Annotated in this window: 15 protein-coding genes; 6 read left to right on the forward strand and 9 right to left on the reverse strand. The window is 72.9% G+C overall.

What is annotated here, in order from left to right:
* Positions 1-22: 22 nt before the first annotated feature.
* From ACQPXD_RS53345 to ACQPXD_RS53375, 7 genes are all read right to left on the reverse strand, one after another.
* The gene (locus tag ACQPXD_RS53345; protein ID WP_432832407.1) at positions 23-184 is read right to left on the reverse strand and encodes a hypothetical protein; all 162 of its coding nucleotides are present in this window, start codon (positions 182-184) and stop codon (positions 23-25) included.
* Positions 185-465: 281 nt separating this feature from the next.
* Positions 466-3264 (reverse strand): ATP-binding cassette domain-containing protein, encoded by a 2799-nt coding sequence (locus ACQPXD_RS53350; RefSeq protein ID WP_432832409.1) that lies wholly within the window; start codon positions 3262-3264, stop codon positions 466-468.
* Complete coding sequence (locus ACQPXD_RS53355; RefSeq protein WP_432832411.1) at positions 3246-4439, reverse strand: OmpA family protein; 1194 nt, start codon at positions 4437-4439, stop codon at positions 3246-3248. The genes ACQPXD_RS53350 and ACQPXD_RS53355 overlap by 19 nt, the downstream gene beginning before the upstream one ends.
* Before the next feature lie 19 nt (positions 4440-4458).
* Positions 4459-5268 (reverse strand): hypothetical protein, encoded by an 810-nt coding sequence (locus ACQPXD_RS53360; protein WP_432832413.1) that lies wholly within the window; start codon positions 5266-5268, stop codon positions 4459-4461.
* 7 nt (positions 5269-5275) lie between these two features.
* On the reverse strand, positions 5276-5710 hold the full coding sequence (locus ACQPXD_RS53365) for a hypothetical protein (protein ID WP_432832415.1): 435 nt from the start codon (positions 5708-5710) through the stop codon (positions 5276-5278).
* A 2-nt stretch (positions 5711-5712) separates the two neighbouring features.
* On the reverse strand, positions 5713-6456 hold the full coding sequence (locus ACQPXD_RS53370) for a hypothetical protein (RefSeq protein ID WP_432832417.1): 744 nt from the start codon (positions 6454-6456) through the stop codon (positions 5713-5715).
* A 151-nt stretch (positions 6457-6607) separates the two neighbouring features.
* The gene (locus ACQPXD_RS53375; protein ID WP_432832419.1) at positions 6608-9478 is read right to left on the reverse strand and encodes a BTAD domain-containing putative transcriptional regulator; all 2871 of its coding nucleotides are present in this window, start codon (positions 9476-9478) and stop codon (positions 6608-6610) included.
* 270 nt (positions 9479-9748) lie between these two features.
* On the opposite strand from ACQPXD_RS53375, the gene ACQPXD_RS53380 reads away from it, so the two are divergent.
* From ACQPXD_RS53380 to ACQPXD_RS53395, 4 genes are read left to right on the forward strand one after another with little or no spacing between them, the layout of a single operon-like run.
* Positions 9749-10651 (forward strand): hypothetical protein, encoded by a 903-nt coding sequence (locus tag ACQPXD_RS53380; protein ID WP_432832421.1) that lies wholly within the window; start codon positions 9749-9751, stop codon positions 10649-10651.
* Positions 10596-11336: a neutral zinc metallopeptidase gene (locus ACQPXD_RS53385; RefSeq protein ID WP_432832423.1), complete on the forward strand. Its 741-nt coding sequence runs from the start codon at positions 10596-10598 to the stop codon at positions 11334-11336. The genes ACQPXD_RS53380 and ACQPXD_RS53385 overlap by 56 nt, the downstream gene beginning before the upstream one ends.
* A 13-nt stretch (positions 11337-11349) precedes the next feature.
* Entirely contained in the window at positions 11350-12045 is a 696-nt protein-coding gene (locus ACQPXD_RS53390) for a PASTA domain-containing protein (protein WP_432832425.1), read from the forward strand.
* A complete protein-coding gene (locus ACQPXD_RS53395; RefSeq protein WP_432832427.1) occupies positions 12042-13949 on the forward strand; it encodes a hypothetical protein in 1908 nt (635 codons plus the stop codon). The genes ACQPXD_RS53390 and ACQPXD_RS53395 overlap by 4 nt, the downstream gene beginning before the upstream one ends.
* 294 nt (positions 13950-14243) lie before the next feature.
* Here the strand turns inward: ACQPXD_RS53395 and ACQPXD_RS53400 are convergent, their stop codons facing one another.
* Positions 14244-15212, reverse strand: a complete 969-nt coding sequence (locus ACQPXD_RS53400; RefSeq protein ID WP_432832429.1) for an NlpC/P60 family protein — start codon at positions 15210-15212, stop codon at positions 14244-14246.
* 383 nt (positions 15213-15595) lie between these two features.
* On the reverse strand, positions 15596-18169 hold the full coding sequence (locus ACQPXD_RS53405) for an FAD-dependent oxidoreductase (RefSeq protein ID WP_432832431.1): 2574 nt from the start codon (positions 18167-18169) through the stop codon (positions 15596-15598).
* 97 nt (positions 18170-18266) lie between these two features.
* Here ACQPXD_RS53405 and ACQPXD_RS53410 point away from each other — a divergent pair, with 97 nt between their 5' ends.
* On the forward strand, positions 18267-18491 hold the full coding sequence (locus ACQPXD_RS53410) for a 2TM domain-containing protein (protein ID WP_432832433.1): 225 nt from the start codon (positions 18267-18269) through the stop codon (positions 18489-18491).
* Positions 18492-18495: 4 nt separating this feature from the next.
* On the forward strand, positions 18496-19122 hold the full coding sequence (locus tag ACQPXD_RS53415; protein ID WP_432832435.1) for a class I SAM-dependent methyltransferase: 627 nt from the start codon (positions 18496-18498) through the stop codon (positions 19120-19122).
* The last annotated feature ends 57 nt before the right edge of the window (positions 19123-19179 follow it).

Consider the following 19179-nt stretch of genomic DNA (forward strand, 5'->3'; position numbering starts at 1 on the left):
CGTCCGCCGATGCCTGCCGTACTTACCGGCAGGAGTCCCAGTTGGTGCCGTTGAGGCAGTTGCCGGCCTGGACGCCGGCCGCCCCGCCGGTCTGCGTCGCAGCGTCGGCGGCGACGAACAGGCCCGCGGCGACGCCGGCACCCAGCACGATGGAGACGATCAAGTTGCGGACGGTGACGCGCATGGTGATGCTCCGTTTCTCGAGCGGCTGAGCTGAACAGGGGTTCGGGAACGCGGGTTCCGGGGCTCGGAGGTTGGCCGGCCTCCGCGGATTCGTCCGCTCGCGAGTCGTTCCCGGGCCGGGCGGCCCAAGGCGCCGGGCATCGCCGGAGGAGCGCCCGCTTCGGGGCACCCACCCGGTTCGGTGTCGGGGAGCGGCGGCCTTGGCCCGCCGCTTTTCTGTCACTACGACATTAATCCCGCACGACCGTTTGTGTCAAGCTGACGTTTATTGCCTGACGCGCGCTACTGGTCGGGGTGGTTCAGCCGCCGCCGCAGCTGCCGCGCGGCCAGCCCGAAGAACAGGCCGGTCTGCGCGAGCACCAGGCCGGTGTCGAAGACCCACTGACCGGTCGCGTGGGTCCACAGGGCGTCGGAGTACGCCGTGTTGGGGGCGATGCCGCGCAGGCCGATCGACGACGCGGTGGCGGCCAGCCCCATCCGGCTCGGCAGCAGGTACGTCAGGAGGTTGAGGAACCATCCCTTGTTCGACAGGTCCGCGGTGACGCCGTTGAGCGCGATCTGCGCGATCGAGGCGGCCGTCACCCACGCCACCGCCTGCTCCAGCCGCCGGGCCAGCGCCGAGATCAGCAGGCCGAGCGACATCGAGGCCACGGTCAGCGTCGCGAGGTCGGCGAACAGCTCGACGGTACCGCCGCCGTAGACGAGGTAGTTGCGGGGCGCGGGCAGCAGGGCGCAGAAGATCGTGGTGATGATGCCGGCCTGGGCGATCCCGATGAGCGCGAACACCCACCACTTCGACAGCAGCACGGACAGCGGGCGCACTCCGGTGCGGTGTTCGCGCCTGATGACCGGCCATTCGGAGACCACGTTGCTGTAGGTCAGCGCCTGCCCGTTGAGCATGCACAGCGTGGTGAGGAGGCTGAGCGCGGCCGCCGGGCTCGGGGTCTGCCGCGGGCCGGACGGCGGGCCGAACCCGTCGTGGCCGGCGATCAGCGCCGACAGCAGGGCGCCGAACACGGCGATGAGGAGCGGCATCGCGACGACGGCGGGGCCGGCCAGCGGCTTCAGCCACGACCACGGGCCGGTGGCGCGCGGCTTGTTCCCATCGCGGTCCCGCAGCCGCTGCGCCCACAGGAGGGCGAGCTGGCGGCGGGAGAGGATCGCGAACTCGCGGTGCAGGGGCCGGGCCGACCGGCGGGCCTTCACCGCCTCGTTCGGCTTGGCCATGGCGCCGGCGATCCGGTCGGCCTCCCGCTCGGCTTCACGGGCCGCCGGGCCGTCGCGGTACTGCGTCGCGAGCCGATCGGCGTCGTGGCCGCCGTCGGCGGCCAGGAGTTTCATGAGGTCGGCCCAGCTGCGCACGTGCAGCGCGCGCAGCGCGTCGCCGGGCCGCCCGTAATAGACCGGCCGGCCACCCCTGGCGAGCACCAGCACCCGGTGGGCCAGCCGGAGGTGCTCGGTGTTGTGGGTGATGACGATGACGGTCCGGTCGCGCTCCGCGTAGTCGCGCAGGATCGTCATCACCTCCCGGTCCATGTTCGGGTCGAGCCCCGACGTCGGCTCGTCGAGCATGAGCAGCTCCGGGCGCGCGATCATCTCCAGGGCGATCGAGACGCGCTTGCGCTGCCCGCCCGAGAGCGTGCGCACGAGCTGGTCGACCTGGGCGCTCAGGCCGAGCACCGCGCAGGTCTGCTCGATGCGCTCCGTCCGCTTGCCGCGGTGATCGGGGCCGCTGCGCAGCTGGTCGGCGAACGAGAGCAGCTGCCGCACGGTGAGCGACCGGTACATCTCGTCGTCCTGCGGGACGAAGCCGAGCATCGTGCGGATCTCCTCGCGATGCGCGACGAGGCTGAGATGGCGGAAGTAGAGCCGCCCCGACGTGGTCTCGAGCTCGTTCAGCAGCGCGGAGAACAGCGACGACTTGCCGGCCCCGGACGGCCCGAGGATGGCCACCACGGTCCGGTTGTGCTGCACGAACGACATGTGCCGCAGGCGGCTTCCGGCCGAGTCGGCCAGGTCGTGCACGACGAGCTCCGGCGCGGCGAGCGGGCTGACCAGCAGGGCCGACGCGTCGTCGCTGACCTCGTACCGCAGGTCGCCGAAGTCGAAGTACTCGCCCGGGAGCAGCCGGGCGGCCCGGACCGGCCGGCCGTCCACGAACGGCCCGTTGCCGTGGCCGCGGTCGAGCAGGCGGGCGTGTCCCTCCCCGGGCACGACGGTGAAGTGGTGCGGAGCGACCCAGAACCAGGGCAGGACGACATCGGCCCGGTCCGGGTCGGATCCGAACCGGACCGCCGAGGACAGCTCGATCCGCTCCGCGGGCGGCTCCGGCTCGGCTTCCGGCTCCGGCTCGTCCGGGGCCGGCCGCGCCCCGGGCGGCGCCTCCAGCTCGTGGCCCGGATACGGGGAGAACGCCCACCCGGGGATCGCCGGCTCGAGGACGCTCATGCCCTCCACGATCCAGGCCGGGTCGGGGTGCGACCGGGCCAGCCGGCGGCGGTAGGCGGCGAGCCGGCGGTGGGTGAACTCGTGGATGCGCCGCACCCGGGACGCGGCGACCACCAGTTGCGTGGTGGCCTCCTGCCGAGCGCCGGCGATGCGCGCCTCGGCGCCGGTCACCTCGGCGTGCGCGCGGCGCACCGCGGCCAGGGCCACGGCGCGCCGCCGATGGTGCTCCCGCATCCGCCGCGCGCGCACGATCCCCTCGTCGCGGTATGCCTCGGCCGCCCGCCGCTCCCGCAGCTGCTCGTCGCCGGGCGGCACGGAGGCGTCGCTCAGCTCCCGCTCGGCCAGCGCCAGCGCGGCCTCGGCGCCGGCCCGCTCCGCCTCCGAGCGGGCGAGGCGGTCCAGGGCCGAACGCCGCGTCTCCTCGAACCGCAAGCGCTCCAGCTCGAACGAGTCCTGGGCGCGGCGGATCAGCACCTCGCGGTGCGGCGTGGTGATCCGCTGGCCGCGGCGCCAGTGGTCCTTCGGCGGGATGCTGGACAGGCCGTCGCGCCAGCCGTGGTACAGGTCGGACAGCCGGGCGAACGGCCCGTAGCGGATCGGCTCCATGCCGCGGGTCAGCCCCCGTTGGGGCACGACAGCTCCACGACGACCGACCGGTTCTGGGCCGCCGGTCCCGGCAGCAGTGTGCCGCCGGGGCCGATGTCGTTGACGTGCGTCTTATAGGTGGTACCGGCGCCGACGGTCTCGATGCGTTCGGCCGGGATGCCGAGGCGGATCAGCACGTCCTTGACCGCGTTGGCCCGCTGCAGCGACAGCTTCGCGCGGAACTCGACGGACTGGTCCGTCGCGGTCGTGCCGATGAGCTTCGCGTGCTGGTTGCCCTTGCGCATGGCGTCGGCGATCTCGCCGATGGCCTGCTCGGCGGCCTGCTGGTCGATGAACACCGCCACGTTCTTCTTGAAGCCCACCCGGCCCGAGTTGGCCAGGACGGTGGTACCGCAGGGCACCGGCGGCTTCTCGACCGGAAATTCGATCTTGGAGACGTGCGGCAGGTCGCTCGCCGGCTTGTCCCCGCCGGCCTGGTCGTAGACGCCGACGCAGGCCGCCTCGGCGGTGCCGGCGATCGCCCGCCAGATGTCGAGCAGGTTGTTCCGCTGGCGGGTGTCGAGCGCCGGCTGCGGATCGGCGGTGTAGCCGACCCCGACCAGCACCACCGTCCGGCCCTTGAGCGTCGGCAGCTGACCGTGCTGCTTGAGCGCGGCGGCCACCTCCTGCGGGTCGGCGCCGATCAGGTTGGCGTCGTGGAAGTCCAGGGGCGGGACGGTCTGCAGGCCGGAGTCGACGAGCACGACCGTGCCGCCCGGGCCGGCCCGCCGGCCGGCCAGATCCACCGTCGCCAGCGGATTGGCCTCGTCGTTGCCGGCGTGGATCGCTCCGAGCTGTTCCCGCAGGTCCTGATTGAGCTGGTCCTGCTCGGCCCGCTGGGCGCCGGGGTTCTTGGCCTGCGGGTGGAATGTGAGCTGGAAGTCGACGTCGCGGGGAGTCCCGGAGACGGCGAAGGCGGTGATCTCGCTGCCGGCATAGGCGGCCTTGTCGATCGCGGCGAGGACGCCGTCGGGCAGCTCCGGCACCGGGTTGTTGGCCCGCGCGCCGTAGGCGATCGAGATGGGCCCGGTCGGCACCGGGCAGCCGGCCGGGCCCTCGGCCAGCCCGGTCGACTGCGGCTGCGGCGCCGGCTCGTCGGCGCAGCCGGAGAACAGCAGGCCGGCGGCCACGAGGGCGGCGGCCGAGAAGGACAAGCGGCGCATGGGGTACTCCCTTGACGTCTCAGGAGGAGGGCGCGCCGGCGCCGCCGGGCGGCAGGTTGGGCGCGGGGGGACGCTCGGGCGGAAAGAGCGCGTCGGTCAGTGCCGGATCCTTGGAGCGCTGGGCGATGACCAGCCGGGCGTGCTGCTTGAGCGCCTCGCCGAACGCGTGACGGCGGGCCTGCTCCAGGGCGAGCACCGCCGCGGCGCTCTGCTGGTTGAGCTCGTAGAGGCCGCGGGTGCCCTCGGCGATTTCCAGGCGCAGCACCGAGGAGGCGAACCGGCGGCTGGCGAAGATGAGCGCCCACTTGGTCCGCACGAAGGCCGCGCGCTCGGGGTTGTGGGTGAAGTACGCGCCGGCCAGGGCGACAAGGCCCGTGCCGACGTACAGCGCGAGGAACATGAACGACGCCGGCGTGAAGTGCGGGCCACCGGAGAGCGGCGCGCGGTGGTTGACCTCGACGGCGGTCTTGACCTGCTCGGCGACCCGAACGTAGAAGGCGGTGGCGCCGAGCGCGGTCCACGCCACGACGAAGAGCCACGGCTTGATCCGTTTGATCCAGCCGCGCCGGGCCTGCCGCTCCCGCATGGACACGCCGGCGAAGTGCATGAGGAGGATGGCGATGCCGACGAACCCGTAGACGACCATGGTGACCGTCTGCGCCGAGCTCGTGAGCATCGCCGGCTCGAGGACCTGCCGGAACGCGGCGATGTCGGCCACCGCGGCGACCACGATGCCGGCCACGTAGACCAGCGCACCGAACGGCCGGCCGGCGATCAGCGTCGGATCGGCGAAGCCGCCGTCCTCGCGGCTCGGCTCCTGCTCACTCATGTCGCTCTCACCTTTCGTACGGCTGGCCGCCGCGCGGGCGAGTCAGCGCCTCGACCGCGGCCTGGTGCGCGATCCCCAGCTCGTCGCGGCGCCGGGCGGCGTCCTGGTTGAGCACGGCCTCCCGGGCCGCCAGCGCGCCGGCGATCATCGCCGTGCGGGCGTTGCGCAGGCCCTGCCGCTGGAAGTCGACCGCCAGCTCGGCGACCCACGCCTCGGTCCAGACGTTGATCAGTCCGTCCATCACGTGTCCGGTGGCCTCGTCGGTCCCGTCGGGCGCCAGGGCGCCGACGATGGCCTCGATCTCCGACCGCGCGGCCTGCTGGTCGATCGCGCGGGGCTCGAAGGGCCTCGGCTCGGGCAGCCAGAACACCAGGCTGCCGGGCAGGACGCGGGCAAGGAACACCCACATCCGCAGGCGGAACGTCTCGAACAGCCGGCTCATGGTCAGTCCTCCTCCTCGGCCCAGGCCGGCAGCTCCGGTCCGACCGGTCGCAGCAGGGCGTTGAGCTGCGGCCCCTTGTCGTGCGAGCGGACCAGCTGCTGCCAGTACGCGGCGACCCGGCGCCAGTGGTGCTCGTGGATGCGCCGGGCCCGGGCGGCGGCCGCCCGGCGGGTGTGCCGCAGGTCCTCGGCGGCGCGGACCATCTCCTGCCGGGCGTCGTCGCGCCGCTGCTTGGCGGCGCCGAGGGCGCGTGCGGTGCCGGCCTCGCGGCGCGAGCGCTCGGCCAGCCGCCGGGTGCGGACCAGCGCGTCCGAGTGGTCGCCCTCGGCGCTGCGCCGCTCCTTCAGCGCCAGGTCGTCCGGCGGCGTCCGGTCGAGCTCCAGCTGCGCCTCCAGCCGGTCGACCGCCGCCTGCAGGCCGTCGAGCCGCGGCTCGATCTCGGCCGGGACGGCGACGCCGATCAGGCCACGGTCGTACCGCTCGCGCTCCACGTGGATCAGCTCCGCGGAGCGCCGCTGGAGCGCCTCGAGGCGCGGCGTCCCGACCAGCCGGCGCCGCTCCTCGCCGTCGTCGCCGTCCGGGTCGTGGCCGTCCGGGTCGAGCAGCGCCGCGGGGACCAGCGGGATGCCGCGCCGCCCGTCGCGCCAGCCGTGCCACGCGTCGGCCAGCCGCTGGTGCAGCGGATACCGCACGGGCTTCGGCGGCGGCGCGGCCCACCCCGGACCGCGCCCGATCCTCCTCGCCATTCGTCCACCTCCTCGCGGCCACCACCGGCTCCGCGGCGCATGCGGCCCGCGGGGTACCGGAACACCGACAAGTGTTCGGGCGCCGGCTACCGCTGGAATGCCGCCGGCCTACCCGGCGCGTGCCGGGCGGAGACCGCCGTGCGGCGAAGGATCAGGCCGCGGTACCGGTGTTCGCCTCGCGGCGCAGGTAGTCGGCGTCGACGGCGGTGAAACACACGACCGCCCGCTCGCGCTCGTTCCGCTCGGCCTCGACCCGCCCGGCGGCGAGGTGCAGGCGGGCGAGCGCCAGGTGCGCCCGCCCTTCCAGCACGGCGTCGCCGCCGCGCTCCGCGAGCGCGATCGCGCTCGCGAGCCAGTGCATGGCCGCGGCCTCGTCGCCGCCGCGCCGGGCCACCTCGCCGAGCCCGTGGTGGGCGTACGCCTGGCCGATCTCGTCGGCGTCGGTGACGTGCTGGAGCACCTGCTGGAACTGCGACTGCGCGGCGGCCAGATCGTCCCCGCCGAGGTACGCCCAGCCCAGCCAGTATGCGGACTGGGCGCGCAGCCGGGCCGATCCGCTGCCGGCGGCGACCTCGGCGGCGGCGGTGAGGCTCGCCAGTGCCGAGCCGTGCTGGCCGAGGTCGAGCTGGGTCTGGCCGATGTACCGCAGCGCCTGCCACTGCCCGACGACGTCATCGCATCCGCGGTACAGCGTCAGGGCCTGACCGAACGCGGTCAGCGCCTCGTCGAGCCGCCCCGCCCGGCGCAGGCTGTTCGCCAGGGTCCGCAGCGCGATCGCCTCGCCGTGCCGATCCTCGAGCCGCCGGAAGATCCGCAGCGCCCGCTCCAGGTCGGCCGACCCGGACACGCCGCGCTGGCGCCCGTCGGCGACCAGCGCCGGCTGGCCGAGGATCGTCAGCACGGCCGCCTCGCCGCGCTCGTCGCCGGCCCGGCGGCAGGCGTGCAGCGCGACGAGGTGGGTCTCGCGCCAGTCGTCGAGGTGGTGGCGCAGGTTGTAGAACTCGTGCGTCGAGACCGCGAGGTCCCAGCCGTGCTCCACCAGGCCCAGCTCGGTCGCGTGCCGCACGCCGGCCCGGATGTTGGCGCGCTCCGCCTCGCACCACTCCAGTGGCGCGCGCCGGACGTCCTCGATCAGCTCTTCGGGGGCGTCCCAGTCGGCGACGGTACCGTGCACGACCTCGTAGTCGCCCCGGTAGATCGACCGGTGGGCGCGCCGCACCAGCGTCAGCAGCGCGGTGTACACCCGCTCCACGTCGGCGCCGGCGTCGCCGGCCAGGCTGCGCGAGTAGGCCCGGGTCAGCGTGTGGAGGCGGTACCGCCCGGTCGTCGACACCTGCAGCAGGCTGCACCGCGCGAGCCGCAGCAGCGCGTCGGACGCCTCGGGCAGTGGCAGGTCGAGCGCCGCCGCGGCGACCCACGGCGCGAAGTCGACGAGCTGCAGCATGCCCAGGACGAAGAACAGCCGCTGCGCTGCGGGGTCCAGCCGCTCGACGCTGGCGCCGATGCTGTAGGCGACGCTGCGCTCCTGGTGGACCAGCGCCCCGAGCGGCTGGTCGGTGAGCCGGTCGACCAGCCGCGCACAGGTCCGGCCGGGCTCACCGCGCACCGCCGCGGCGATGGTGATGGCCAGCGGCAGCCCGTCGCACAGCTCGGCGATGCGATGCGTCGCCTCCGGCTCGGCGGCCACCGACTCGCCGCTGCGCGTCACGATCCGCTCGAACAGCTCGATCGACTCGCGCAGCGACAGCGGCTCCAGCGCCGGCAGGTGCAGCGCGCCCGGCAGCCCGGGCAGCCGGTTCCGGGCGGTGATGAGCACCGCCGATCCGGCGTCGCCGGGCATGAGGTCGCGCAGCTGCGCCTCCGCGCTCGCGTCGTCGAACACCAGCAGCACGCGCCGGCTGCCCAGCAGCGTCCGCAGCGACGAGCGCCGCTCCTCAAGCGTCTCCGGCAGCTGCGCCGAACCGAATGCGCGCAGGATCTGCGCCATCACCTCGCCGGGCCGCGCGGGTTCGGCCTCGGTGCCGCGCAGCTCGACGAACACCTGCCCGTCGGGGTACTCGTCGCGCACGAGGTGGGCGATGTGGACCGCGAGCGCGGTCTTGCCGATGCCGGCCAGCCCGGTCAGCACGATCACCGCCGGGGTGCGGCGCTCCCCGGTGAGCTGGCCGACGGCCGTCCGGATGTGATCCGCCCGTCCGATCAGGTCGGGCTCGTCCATGGGCAGCTGCCGCGGGACGGCGACCACCCGGGAGGGCACCTCGGCCTGCGGGTCGTAGGCGCCGTCGACGTCCTTACCCGAGGCGATGTCGTACATCAGCGTGCGCAGCTCCGGCGCGGGCGCGGTGCCCAGCTCGGCCTCGAGCGCCTCGGCGTGGGCGGTGTATGTGTCCAGCGCGTCGCCGGAATGCCCGCCGTAGTGCTGCGCCCGCATCAGGAACTCGCAGACGCTGCGGTCGGTGGCGTGGAAGCGGAACAGGGTGGTGAGCTCCTCGAGCAGCTCCGCGTGGCGCCGCCGCGGCACCAGCAGCTCGCAGAGACGGATCGCCGCCCGCTTGCGGCGCTGCTGCAGTTCCCGTCCGTAGCTCGGCATCGACCGGCCGGGAATTCCCTGGAGCGGCAGGACGTCGCGGAAATAGCTCAGCGCCCGGCGCAGCGCCTCGATCTCGGCGTCGCCGTCATCGCGGTTGCGCGCCTCGGCGGCCGCCGCCGATGCCTGCTGGAAGGCGAGGAGGTCAAGGTCGTCGGCGGTCAGGTTCAGCCGGTAGCCGAACCGCGAAACGGTCACCAACGCATCGCGCCGCCCGAGCCCGTCCAGGAAGACCCGGAGATCGGCAATGGCCTTGTGGATCTGCGTGCCGCTGACGTCGGCGCCGTCCCACGCCTCGCCGCGCAGCTGATCGGTGGAGACCTTCTGGTTGGCGTGCACGAGGAGCAGCGCAAGCACGCTCAGCCGGATCGGCGGCAGCTCGACGGGCCGCTCGTCATCGCCGACGAGCATTCCCGGCAGCAATCGGAACAGCATGACGCGCTTCCCTTTCCCCACGTGGCACCGTCGTCCGTCGTGTCCGGTACGCCGATCATCAATTCGTAAGGCGGTATCCGGGCAGACCGTCAGTATTTCGGAAGGCCGGCGGTAGCGTGAAGTGACTCAATGGCTTCTCGTCATTGTCGGCAGAGCGCACCGCGCTTGCCCGAGGAGTCGCCAGATGCGTCCAGACATCGATGCCGACGTTGCCCGAACCGGCAAAAGTACCAGCCGATCGGCATCGCCTTCCGGTGACGTGGTCTCAGGATGACGGCGCCCCGGTTCACCCGATCAACCGACGCATTCCGGAATTCGTCGATCGCCATCGAATTGTCCCGGCGCTGTGCCCGCGAAATCAATCTGCGCCTGCTGCGAGAACTCATCGAACCCTGGCCCCAGCTTATAGTCGAAAGTGAATTGACTCGACGGGTGATCGAGGCGGTCCGCGTCCAGGACCACGTCACCGGGCACTGGGCCATCGAGCGGTTGCACCGGGACCGCGGCGGATCGGCCGAGGTGGAGGGGCTGCGCGCGCTGAGCGAGGCGGTGCGCGGCCGCCTCGGCGAGGCCGTGCTGCGGGCCAGGCGCGCGACCCGGCGCGACCCGGCGGTACCGGCGTTCCGGGGGCTCCTCGGCTGGCTGCTCACCGAGGCCGGCAACGCCCCGGCAGCGGCACACACGTTCCGCAGGATGAGCGAGGCCGACCCGCCGGCGGTTGCCCCGAGCATCGGGCTCGCCGCCGCGCTGGGCCGGCAGGGCGCACACGACGAGGCCATACGGCTGTTGGGCCGGCTCGCCCGAGCGGCCGGCCGCGGTCCCCTCGGCTCGCTGATCGCGGACCAGAGGGCGCTGCTGCTGCTCGCGTCGGTGGAGCCCGCGGGCCTCGCCGGGGCGGGACGGCACGAGGCGGCCGAGGCGGAACGGCGGCTGTGCGATGCCGCCCGGATCGTGCGGCACGCGGGCCTGGCGGCGTGCATCGCGCGGCTGCGTGCACAGGTAGCCGACCGGAATAGCAGCGGTAGCCGGCCGGAGCAGCCTTGGTCGCGTCGAGGTGACGACCGCGCACCCGGCGAGGCCGGGATCGGGGAGCACGCGGGGACTGAGGAGGCTCGGGATGCGCACACAGCTGGGGATCGTCGGCCTGGTGCTGACCCTGCTCGCGGGCTGTGACCCGGTGCAGGCCGGCGGCGAGCCGAGCGGCCCGGGCCCATCCACCGCACCGCCGGCGGGACGCACGACGGCGGCGGCGCCGACGGGACACCCTACGGCGGCGCCGGCCTCGAGCCCGGCCAAGACCTACCAGAGCGACGTGCAGGCCGCGCTGCGGACCGTGGCGCAGTACTGGCAGGACGAGTTCGCCAAGCACGGGCGCGACTTCGCGGCGGTCCGGACGTTCACGCCGTACCGGGGCGCGGGTGGCCCCCGCTGCGGCGACGAGCAGGTACCGGCCAAGAACGCCGCCTACTGCTCCGGCCCCGACTACATCGCCTACGACGACGAGTGGCTGCGGGAGGAGTGGTCGTCGATGGGCGACGCCTTCGTGTACTACGTGATCGGGCACGAGTACGGCCACGCGATCCAGCAGCGGCTCGGCCTCACCGCCCCGCTCACCATCAAGAGCGAGCTGCAGGCCGACTGCTTCGCGGGCGCGTACCTCGGCGGATCGATCGCGGACGGCCGCCTCGACCTGGACGAGGGCGATCTGCGGGAGCTCTTCGACGCGGTCGGCTCGGTGGCCGACCAGCCCGGCGTGCGCTGGTTCGCCACCGGCGCGCACGGATCCGCCAAACAGCGGCAGATCGCCTTCTTCGGCGGCTACTTCGGCACCGTGCGGTCCTGCACCACCGGGCTATGACAGGAGGGGGCACATGACGATGTTGTCGCGGGTCACGGTGATCTTCGCCGCCCTGCTGCTACTCGCCGCCTGCGGCGACGGCAAGACCGACCGGGACATCAGGCCGACCGAGGGCGCCGTGACCGGGGCCGGGGTGTCCTCCGGTGCGCCCGACCCGTCGGGCCCGCCGTCCGACGGCCCGGCCCCCACCTCGCATCCGAGCGCCTCCTCGGTGGCGCCGGACGAGGTGCCCAACGTGGTCGACATGCGCCTCGACCAGGCCGAGGGCATCCTGCGCGGCGCCGGCCTGCTGTCGATCAACCGCGCCGACGCCACCGGGCAGAACCGGACCGTGCTGGAGCCGCACAACTGGATCGTGCGCGGCCAGGACCCGGTCGCGGGTACCAAGATCACGGCCGGACTCACGGTGACGCTCAAGGTCGGCAAGTCGACCGACGACCTGCCCACCATCGAGCCCACGAAGGGCGTCGTGCCCGACGTGCGCTGCCGCGACCTGCAGACGGCCCAGGACGCCCTGCGCGGCGCCGGCTTCTACCTGCTGGTACCGAAGGACGGCCTGGGCGGGCACCGCGTTCCGCTCGTGGACCGCGACTGGATCGTGGTGGGCCAGTCGGTCGCGCCGGGCACGCAGGCGGGGTACAAGACGACGATCACGCTGACGGTGGTGAAGATCGGCGAGCCGGCGGGCGCGTCCGGCTGCCAGACGTGATCCGCCGCCCAGCACCGCGGGACTGCCTGGCCGCCGCCCGGTCGGTCCGCGCCGCCGAGCTCCGGCGCCCCGCGGTCGACACCATCCGGCCGCGCGGCCCGGTCGGCATCTACCGCAGCGCCGCGCCGCTGACGGTGCTGCTGCTGATCGCCGCGGCCGAGGGGCGGCTGGTCTGGCGCGGCCCGGACTCCTTCGCCGTGCTGCAGCGGCCGTTCGGCCGGGGCGGCAGCCGCCACCGCGGGTTCGTGCTCCGCCTGGTCACCGAGCGGTGGGACGTCGTGCTGACCTTCGGGCCGCTGATCCCGCTGCTCCTCGCCGCGCTGGCGGTCGGCGCGACCGGGCGGCCGTGGGCGGTGATGACGGCCCTGTCGCTGATCGTCGCGGCGATGGCGGTGCTGGCCTTCGCGATGGTGTGCCTGGTCGGCTACTCGACCTGGCAGCTGGTGCGCTCCATCGTCCGCCCGGCCCGCGACACCGACGACGTCGGCGCCGAGACCCTGCCGACACAGCGCTGGACGCTGGTGCTGTGCCACCACGTGCGTCCGCAGGGTGCCGACGAGCTGCTCCGCGACGTGCAGCGGCAGCTTAAGGCGCTGCTCACCGCGGAGGCCGGCCGGGACCTGGATGAGCACGGCGTGCGCGCCCAGGCGCTGCGCCCGACCGAGACGCTCGTCTGCCTGCGCAGCGGGGTCACCACCCGGCAGTTGCAGGCCCGCATCGCCGCCTGGTCGAGCCTGGCCGGTACCGGGGACAAGGTGCTGTTCCGCCTCGCCGACCGGCCGCGGCGGGCGCCGATCCGCTACCGCGACACCGGCACCTTCCTGTTCTGGTACGTCGCCGGGATGATCGTCCTGATCGTCTGCGAGGCGGTCCTCATCCCCGACATGGAGCGCGCCGCCTGCGCCGCCGCGGCGTGCACCGGGCACCCGGTGACGTACCGGCTCGCCGTGCAGTGGCTCGCGCAGCGGCTGCTGCTCAACGACCCACCCGGGCTCACGCCGCTGTCCGGCACCGCCTGGGCCATCGGCTGGCTCACGAGCCTCATGGCCCTGACCGGCGTGGGCGTGTTCGTCACCGCCGTCCGCCAGCACATCAAGTACCGAGGAGTGATCATGGAAGCGATCAACACTGTGCTCGAGGAGGCGCACCGCCGGACGGTCGTGCTGATCCTCGTCGCGACCGACGTCGAGCGGTTCGCGGTGATCGAGGCGGCCGGGCGCGTGAACGGCGCGACGCCGCAGCAGCGGTTCCTGCCGCAGCAGGTGGTCTTCGAACTCGGCCTGATCGGCGGCGCGGAGGTGCTGCTCGCGCAGAGCGGCCAGGGCGCCGTGAGCCCGACCGGCGCGGCGATCACGGCGGCGTCCCTGATCGACAACGTTCGCCCGGACTACCTCATCCTCACCGGCATCTGCTACGGCCTCCGCCCGGACGAGCAGCGGCTCGGCGACATCATCGTCGGCCGGCAGGTGCGGGCCATCGACCACCAGAAGGTCACGATGTCCGAGGACGGCGCCGAGGAGGTGACCTACGTCCGCGGCGACTTCGTGACCGCCTCGGCGACGCTCGTCAGCCGGTTCACCGTGGCCGACCGGCCGGACGGCGTGAGCGTGCACGTCGGCCAGCTGCTGTCCGGCAGCACCCTCGTGGACTCCGAGCGGCTGCGGGACAAGCTGGTGAAGCTCGACCCGGAGGCGCTGGGCGGGGAGATGGAGGGCGCGGGCGTCTACGCCGCCGCCGCGCCGAGGAAAACGGACTGGATCGTGGTCAAGGCGATCTCCGACTGGGCCCACCACAAGACCTACGACGCGCAGCCGCGCGCCGCGGCCAACGTCGCCGAGTTCGTCGTCTCCGTGATCCGCTCCGGCGCCCTCGACGAGCGAGAGCTGCCCGCGAACGCCCGCTGAGCCGCGCCGGCACACCGCTGTCGCACCGGCCCGGGACCGGGGAACGGGCGGGACCGCCGAGCGCGGTCCCGCCCTTCCCTCGGCGGCGGCGGGAACGGCCGCCATCCCCCCGCCGCCAGCCTCGCAGCCTCCGCTACCGTCCGCCCACCATCGGCCTACCGCCGCCATCAACACCGCCACCTTCCTGCTGGTGGCACGCCTGCAGAACACCCAGACCGGTAACCGAGCTGCGCGACGCGGTCGGGCTGGAGGACCGCGAGAGCTCCTGAACCCGTCGGGCCGAGCGGCGTAGCGTTACGGTCTGCCGTAGCCGTACAGGGTGTCGCCGTCGATGGGTCCGATCTTCACGACGGTGCGGCTGTTGGGTGCGTGGATGATCTGGTTGTTGCCGATGTAGATCCCCACGTGCCCGAGGTTGTTGTAGAACACCAGGTCGCCGGGGATCAGCTGGCTGCGGGAGATGTGCTGCACGACCTTGTACTGCTCCGCGGCGTTGTGCGGCAGCGTCTTGCCGGCGGCCTTCCAGGCCATCATGGTCAGGCCGGAGCAGTCCCAGGTGTCCGGTCCGGCCGCCCCGAAGACGTACTTCTCGTTGAGCTGCGCCCAGGCGAAGGCGACGACCTTGCCGCCCGGGCCGGGGAGCACGGGCGCCGGCCCGTACGCCGTGGTGGTCGTGGTGGTCTTTCCGGTCGCGGCGTTGACCTTCTTCTGCAGCGCGTCCAGCCGGGCGATGTCGCCCTCGATGTGGGTCTTCTTCGCGGCCAGATCCGCCTGCTGAGCCTTCTGCGCGGCGAGGAGATCGTCGAGGCGCCGCTTCTCTCCGGTGTACTGCTGCTTCGCCTCGGTGAAGGCGTCGATCTGGCGCTGCTGGGCCGCCGAGAGCTCCTGCAAGGTGCCGAGCTGATCGATGAGACTCGCGGGCGTTCCCGCCGACAGCAACATCGACATCGTGCGCATCCCGCTGCCGGTCACATACGCGGTCCGCGCGATCGCGGCGACGCTCGCCGAAGCCTCGTCCAGGCTCGACAGCACCGGCCGCATCTTCGTCTCCAGCGCGGCCAACGACGCCTGGGTCGCCGCCAGGTCCGTGTTGACCTTGTTGTACGACTCGACGACCAGTTCAAGAGCCCGGTTACCCTCGTCGATCTGCCGCTGCACCTCGCCCGGGGAGGGATCGGCGAGCGCCGCACTGGCCGGCACCAACACGGCGACCACGGCGGCCGCCACGAGCAGGGACCGCCGCAAGGCCCGTCCGCCAAACATGGGCACCCCTTCTCCGAGACAGCGGGCGCGTGCAGCGTCCGTACACCCGCTGATACGGCAGCCCAGGGCACAGAGTTCAAACGAACGGTCCGTTCTCGCCCACACCGCCGGTTACGCCCGGATTGAGATATGGCCCAGGCGTCCGCCGCATGGCCGGGGCGGACACAACGTTCCGTGATCATGATGCTCGGGATGGCCGAGGGGCGCGTTTTTCATGATCCCGGAGAGCTGTGGTACCCAGGGGTACATCAGCACTCCAGGATCATGAAAAACCGTTGGTGTCGGCGGCATGTCGGCATGATCACGGAGACTTCTTGTCGCCGCTCCGTGCTCGGCGTAACGGTCGATGGCCTGGTCATGCGGCGCTGGGCGCTGAAGCCGTCCTACCGGGCGATCATGAGGTCCTCCCGGGGCAGGGTCTGGCAGGCCAGCCGCCAGCCGGCGTCGAGCTCCTCGGCGGAGAACATTCCCCGTGGGTCCGTCTCGTAGGTGCCGGAAACGACTTGGATCCGGCACGTGCCGCAGGCGCCCTCCCCGCACGACTGCGGCAGCGAGACGCCGGCGGCGTTGCCCGCGTCGAGGACCGTCTGCCCGGGCCGGCAGGCGAACGCCTGGCCGTCCCGGGTGCCGATCGTGAACTGGGTGGTGCCCGCCGCCGCGGCGGCGACGGCGATGGCGTGCGCGCGCTCCCGGCGAGTCTGCCGGCTGCGTTCCGATACAAAAGCCTCCGTGTGTACGACCTCCCGCGGCACCCCCAACGCGGTCAGCAGACCGATCACGTCCTGCATCATCGCCGCCGGTCCGCACAGGTGGACGCGGCCGGCGGCGCCGGCGTACGGGCGCAGCGCCTCGGCATCGATGCGCCGGCCGGCGAGGATCCGCACCTCCAGCCCGGGCAGGCGGGTCCGCAAGGCCGCGATGTCCGGCCGGAACAGGACCTCGTCCTCGCTGCGGAAGCCGGCCAGCAGTACGATCCGCCCGCGATGGCCGGCGCCGTCGGCCGCGGCCAGGACGCCCATGAGCGGGGTGATCCCGACGCCGCCGGCGATCAGCAGCAGCGAACCGGAGCCGTGGTCGCGCACCGGATCCCAGGTGAACTCGCCGAGCGGGCCGGTCACCCGCAGCGCCTGCCCGGCCACCAGCTCGTCGTGCAGGAAGGCCGAACCGAGGCCGCGCGGCTCCCGCTTCACCGCGATCTCGACGAAGTCGCCCGCGCCCGGCCCGCTGCAGATCGAGTAGGAGCGCTCGATCGGCTCGACCGCCACCGGCAGGTCGACCTTGAGGTACTGGCCGGCCGTGAACGAGAACGGCAGCGCGCCCCCGCCGAGCGGCTCGAGGCGGAACCGGCGGACGGTCGGGCTCAGCGTCTCGATCCCGGCGACGCGCAGGTACCCTCGCCAGGGAGTGCTCTCGTCGCGGGCCGGGCCGCCGGCGCGGACCGTCCGCCACATCGCCGACATCTGCCTCGGCCGCAGCACCGCGTTCGCCGCCATGAGCCCGCCGGCCAGCGCCCCGACCACGCCGGAGCCCCAGGCGTCCTGTCCGGCGATGACCAAACCCTTGACGGAGGTACGGGCACCCGCCAACGCTGATCGCATCCGGCCCGGGGTCGCCGAGAGCCCGTAGAAGGAACCCCGCACGCTGTGCTGGTACGTCTCGAACGACAGCGGCGTCGCGAGCTCGGCGAACGCGATGGTCTCCCGGAAGCCGGGCCATTGCTTGTCCAGCCGGTCGATCAGCCGTCCGGCCAGCTCGTCCTTGAGCCTGCGGTACTCCTCCGGCCGGTCCTCGATGGACGTCCCGCGCCACCGGTCGACCAGCTTCGGATCGACGAGCTCCAGCACCTCGACGGTGTGGAAGCGGGCGGCCGGGTTGTTCAGGGACGCGAACGAGACGTACAGCGTGCCCTCGCCGGGCGGCCGGCCCGAACCGCCGTGATCGTCGAGGTCCGGCATGAACCAGTGGTTCTCGCCGCGCGCGCCGAAGACGGCCGGTGACCGGTCCAGGCCGAGGAACAGCATGACCGCGGAGGGCTCGGCCGGCAGGCTCGCCAGCTCCCGCCGCCACCCGGGCTTGGCTTCCGGTCCGAGCAGCGTGTACGCGTTGCGGACGCCCGCTGCCGAGACCACGGCCGGGGCCCGCACCCGGTAGCGCCGCCCGGTGGCGCCGTCCTCGACGTCGACGCCGGTCACCCGGCCCCGCTCGACGACGATCCGGTCCACCCGCTGGCGGGCGCGCACCTCGACGCCGTAGCGCCCGAGGATCTCCACGACGATCTGGCTGATCTCCCGCGGGCCGCCCACGGGGTGCGCGGTACCGTCCATGAAGAAGGTCAGCGGGACCGCGGCGTGATAGCCGAAGGCACTCGACCCGGGCGGTGTTCCGTAGAGCCCCCACCGCGCCGCCATGACCGCCCGCAGCCGCGGATCCCGGAAGCTGCGCGAGACCTGGTCCGAAAGCGATCGGTACGCCACCGGGAACAGCCGTTCCACGAGCGGAAAGCCCAGGGTCCGCAGGGCGGCGGGCAACGAGGAGCAGACATTGCGCGCGGCGAGTCCGGCCATGGCCCGGCGCGTTTCGGTGAAGAACCGGTCGATCGCGCCGGCCTCGCCGGGAAACGCTTCCACGAGACGCGCCCGGAACCGTTCCTTCGTGGCCGGGACGGCGAAGTCGAATCCCGGGAAATGCAGCACGTCGTAGTCGTCCGGCAGCGGCGAGAGCTGGACCCGCCCATCCGTCAGGTACTCGAGGAAGGGCCCGGCGTTCGCGCTGATGTAGTGCAGCCCGGTCCCGAACTGGTACTTCCCCTCGCGGGCGAACTCGTGCGTCATCCCGCCGACGGTGTAGTGCTGCTCCAGGACGAGGACCCGTTTCCCGCCGAACTGCGCGATCGTGCGGGCGGCCGCGAGACCGCCCATGCCCGACCCGATGACGACGACGTCGACTGCTTCCTGCATAGCGGCGACGGTAGAGCGACCCCACTTGACGATGAGTTGACGATTTGTGAATGCCCGCGTTCACGATCGGTCCAGTGCGCCGGCCTAGCTTCCCCTCATGAATTCTCAATATCCCCGGAGTTTCGAGCACTACAAGCGGGGCATGCGGATCCATCTCGTGTTCTACGTGCTCGTCAACCTGATCCAGGTCGTGGTGTGGTGGGTGTTCACGCCCGACCAGTTCTTCTGGCCGCTGTGGTCGATCGTCGGCTGGGGCATCGGGATGGCATCGCACATCTGGGCCGTGTATGCGGTCTCCAGACACGTCACGGCCCGCAACTGAGCCCGTGTCGTTCTTTCTCGAGTTCGTGCGCAATCCCCTGACGGTCGCCGCGGTGGCGCCCAGCAGCCTCGCCTTGGCCGAGGTCGTCACCGCGGCGGTGCCGCGCACGGGTGCTCCGGTCGTCGTCGAGCTCGGCCCGGGCACCGGCGCGTTCACCGAGGTCGTGCAGCGGCGCCTCGCGGGCCGCGGCCAGCACATCGCCGTCGAGGTCATCCCCCGGTTCGCCGAGCGACTGGCCGCTCGGTACCCGGCCGTCGACGTCGTTCAGGCGGACGCGGCGGACCTGGGCACGGTGCTGGCGGCGCGGGGGATCAGCCGGGCCGACGTCGTGGTCAGCGGCCTGCCCTGGGCGGCGTTCGCCGCGGGCCGGCAGCGCGACGTCCTGTCCGCGGTGCTCGCGGCCCTGCCGCCGCACGGCGTGTTCACCACGTTCGCCTACGTGCAGACCCGGTGGGCGCCGCCGGCCCGGCGGCTGCTGCGCTCCCTGCGGTCGCGGTTCGACGAGGTCATGATCAGCCGGACCGTGTGGGCCAACGTTCCGCCCGCCCTGGTCTATGTCTGCCGGCGCCCGGACACCGCACCGTCCGCCCGCCTGGAACCGGCCGGCAGCGGCCTGGCCGGGCACGCCTGAGGCACCCGATGGCCTTCAACCGAAAGGCGCGAGTCCAGCGCCTGTCAACAACCCCCC

The organism is Dactylosporangium sp. CA-092794 (genome assembly GCF_050948465.1).
Lineage (GTDB): Bacteria > Actinomycetota > Actinomycetes > Mycobacteriales > Micromonosporaceae > Dactylosporangium.

Bases quoted from the DNA above. Each gene is read 5' to 3' on its own strand.
- ACQPXD_RS53345 (WP_432832407.1), bottom strand. From the start codon at position 184: ATGCGCGTCACCGTCCGCAACTTGATCGTCTCCATCGTGCTGGGTGCC.
- ACQPXD_RS53355 (WP_432832411.1), bottom strand. From the start codon at position 4,439: ATGCGCCGCTTGTCCTTCTCGGCCGCCGCCCTCGTGGCCGCCGGCCTG.
- ACQPXD_RS53360 (WP_432832413.1), bottom strand. From the start codon at position 5,268: ATGAGTGAGCAGGAGCCGAGCCGCGAGGACGGCGGCTTCGCCGATCCG.
- ACQPXD_RS53365 (WP_432832415.1), bottom strand. From the start codon at position 5,710: ATGAGCCGGCTGTTCGAGACGTTCCGCCTGCGGATGTGGGTGTTCCTT.
- ACQPXD_RS53370 (WP_432832417.1), bottom strand. From the start codon at position 6,456: ATGGCGAGGAGGATCGGGCGCGGTCCGGGGTGGGCCGCGCCGCCGCCG.
- ACQPXD_RS53375 (WP_432832419.1), bottom strand. From the start codon at position 9,478: ATGCTGTTCCGATTGCTGCCGGGAATGCTCGTCGGCGATGACGAGCGG.
- ACQPXD_RS53380 (WP_432832421.1), top strand. From the start codon at position 9,749: ATGACGGCGCCCCGGTTCACCCGATCAACCGACGCATTCCGGAATTCG.
- ACQPXD_RS53385 (WP_432832423.1), top strand. From the start codon at position 10,596: ATGCGCACACAGCTGGGGATCGTCGGCCTGGTGCTGACCCTGCTCGCG.
- ACQPXD_RS53390 (WP_432832425.1), top strand. From the start codon at position 11,350: ATGACGATGTTGTCGCGGGTCACGGTGATCTTCGCCGCCCTGCTGCTA.
- ACQPXD_RS53400 (WP_432832429.1), bottom strand. From the start codon at position 15,212: ATGTTTGGCGGACGGGCCTTGCGGCGGTCCCTGCTCGTGGCGGCCGCC.
- ACQPXD_RS53405 (WP_432832431.1), bottom strand. From the start codon at position 18,169: ATGCAGGAAGCAGTCGACGTCGTCGTCATCGGGTCGGGCATGGGCGGT.
- ACQPXD_RS53410 (WP_432832433.1), top strand. From the start codon at position 18,267: ATGAATTCTCAATATCCCCGGAGTTTCGAGCACTACAAGCGGGGCATG.